Annotated in this window: 1 protein-coding gene and 2 pseudogenes; all 3 read left to right on the forward strand. The window is 62.5% G+C overall.

What is annotated here, in order from left to right:
• Positions 1 to 74 precede the first annotated feature (74 nt).
• Positions 75 to 575 (forward strand): annotated as a pseudogene (locus tag AAFX91_RS40750) (type II secretion system protein GspD); the annotation flags it as partial.
• A gap of 12 nt (positions 576 to 587) precedes the next feature.
• Complete coding sequence (locus tag AAFX91_RS40755) at positions 588 to 1,118, forward strand: tetratricopeptide repeat protein (RefSeq protein WP_394570251.1); 531 nt, start codon at positions 588 to 590, stop codon at positions 1,116 to 1,118.
• 168 nt (positions 1,119 to 1,286) lie between these two features.
• A pseudogene (locus tag AAFX91_RS40760) lies at positions 1,287 to 2,123 on the forward strand (hypothetical protein); the annotation flags it as partial.
• Positions 2,124 to 2,546 lie beyond the last annotated feature (423 nt).

A 2,546-nucleotide genomic window follows, 5' to 3' on the forward strand; every position in this document is an offset into this window, starting at 1 on the left:
GAATCGGGAGACACCCGAAGAATCCAATTCGCTCCGCTATGCAATACCCCCTAAGGCCATATGCGATTCCCCTAGTGTCGACCGGGAGTGCGACGGTGTTGACGATGAACAACACCGTCGTCAACACGATCGACTATCGCAACACCGGCATCATCTTGCGGGTTTCGCCGCGCATCAGCGTCAATGGCAATGTTCGGCTCGACGTCGAGCAGGAGATCAGCAACGTGCCCGCAGCCAGTGCGAACAGCCTGACGCCGACGGTGTCGGAGCGGCGGGTCAAGAGCCAGATCTCGGTGGCGAACGGTCAGACCGTGCTGCTGGCGGGCCTGATCAGCGAACAGCAGAACGGCACCCGCAGCGCCATCCCGGTGCTTGACCAGATTCCGGGCCTTGGCGATGCCTTCGGACACCAGAGCAACAGCACCCAGCGCACCGAGTTGATCATCTTCATCCGCCCGCAGATCATCCGCGACGGCTCCGATGCTCACGTCGTGGCGGAAGAACTCCGATCGAAGCTGCGCGGCAGCATTGCCACGACTCCGACCAACGCCGCAATCACGACCAGCTTCCATTGAGCAGGACAGAGAATGCTGAGCATCCGCGCCGCGCGCCGATTTCTCCTCGCGCTGCTGGCCGTTGCTCTTTCAACTGCCGCCGCGCCGGTCGGCGCCAGCAGTCTGTCGCGCGGGACCGCTGCGTTCCATCGCGGCGACTACATTCGCGCGTTCCGAGAGCTTGCACCGCTGGCCGAACGCGAGAATGCAACCGCGCTCGGCCTGCTCGGCTTCATGTATGAGCACGGCTTCGGCGCGCCGCAAGCCTATGACGCCGCCGCCGATCTCTATGCCCGCGCTGCCATTCAGGGCAATCCATTCGCGCAAGCCATGCTTGGCCTCTTGTACGACAAGGGCCACGGCGTTCCGCAGGATTTCGTCCTCGCCTATAAGTGGCTCAATCTCGCGGCGGCGCGAACCAGCGGGCGCGAGCGGGATGCCTATGCACGGTTCCGCAACGCAGTCGCGTCAAAGATGTCGACCGATGAGATCGTGATCGGCCAGCGGCTGGCGCTGAACTGGGCGCCGGCGTTTCCTGCGCCCGCCCTGCGACTGTCACACTAAGGTTGGCTGAACGCATCCGCTGCGCCGTCCGTCTCGTGAAGAGACGGGGCCGCGCTGCCGACCGTGTCACAGAAGCGTCAAGCCTCCGTCAGCCCGTCGCAATGGGTTGCGATTTGTGACAGGATTGCTACCGTTGCATGTCAGTTCGACTACGCGGGAGCAGGGCCCATGAGTATGGAGTGGCGGGCGCGGCCAAATCCAGTGGTTCGCTGGTGGGGTCTGTTGGCCCTTATCAGCGGCGCCAACATCGCGCTTTGGTTCTTGCTGTACGGCGAGTTTCACAAAGTTCCCTCGGGCGGCCTAGTCAGCAGCTCCAGCACCCAGTCCATGTTCCTGCTGTCCGCGGCCTATGTCTTTGGCTGCGCATTCAGGTCGCTGCTGCCGCGCGCGGACGTTCAGCGGATCTGCCTGGTCGACACCTGGCTATCGAGCGTCTTCGTTGGCCGATCGGTGGCGACCGTGGCCGAGATCTGCTTTGCGGTGCAGTGGGCGATCATCCTCAACCAATTGGGCGGGATGACCGGCGCGGACACCACGTTGAACGCCGCGCAGTTGATCGTCCCCCTGATCCTCATTGCCGAGTGCTTCTCATGGTACGCCGTGGTGTCCACCAACTATCTGGGCAATGCCATCGAGAACTCGATATGGGCGATCGCCTTCTTCGTTGTGGGGGTTGGCCTTTGCCGGCTGCTGCCTGAATTCAACGGTCCGGTTCGCATCGCCCTCATCGTCGCGATCGTGGGAATTGCGGGTTATCTGGCCTTTCTCATCACGATCGACGTGCCGATGTATTTGAGCCGATGGCAGGCCGGTCTTGCCGATGGCAGCAAGCTTCTCGGTTTTCTCGAGGGGCTCCACGACGTGAGCACGCGCTGGGTCGTGACGCACGATTTCGAGCATTGGAAGGACGAGATTGCCTGGATGTCGCTTTATTTCAGCGCGGCCGTCTGGGCCAGCCTCGCGCTTTGCGTCGCCTATTCGCTCGACGGTCATCTGCCGCAATATCGCACCGAGGCGGCGGCCGCGAACTGCCCGGCAGCGGTTTGCAGCTTGCCGCAAGGTGCCCGCGAGGACAGATATTTTCGTGTGGCTACGCGCCAAGGTGAGGACGGCGACGGCGAGCGACTGTCGTCCCTGCGAAGGCAGGGACCCATAACCACAGGGAGTTGTTGTGGCGCGAGCAAGCGGTTGCAGCGGAGCACATTACGAAATCCTGTGGTTATGGGTCCCGGGTCAAGCCCGGGACGACGTGGGGAGAGGTTCGGATTCAAATTTCAAACAGCGTGAGGATGTGAGTCCGCCTTCTCGCGGCGCGTTGCGTCCGAGCTTTGCGTCTCGTTTCACCCTCTTCTCGAACAGAGGGCGCAGGGAAAGCCGGGTGCCGGTTGCACCCGTGGGTCCCGTGCAACAAAAAGCACGGGGGTAGGA

The sequence above is a fragment of the Bradyrhizobium sp. 31Argb genome, assembly GCF_043638955.1.
In the GTDB taxonomy this organism is placed as follows: domain Bacteria; phylum Pseudomonadota; class Alphaproteobacteria; order Rhizobiales; family Xanthobacteraceae; genus Bradyrhizobium.

Coding starts and splice junctions, on each gene's coding strand:
- AAFX91_RS40755 (WP_394570251.1), top strand. CDS start 588: ATGCTGAGCATCCGCGCCGCGCGCCGATTTCTCCTCGCGCTGCTGGCC.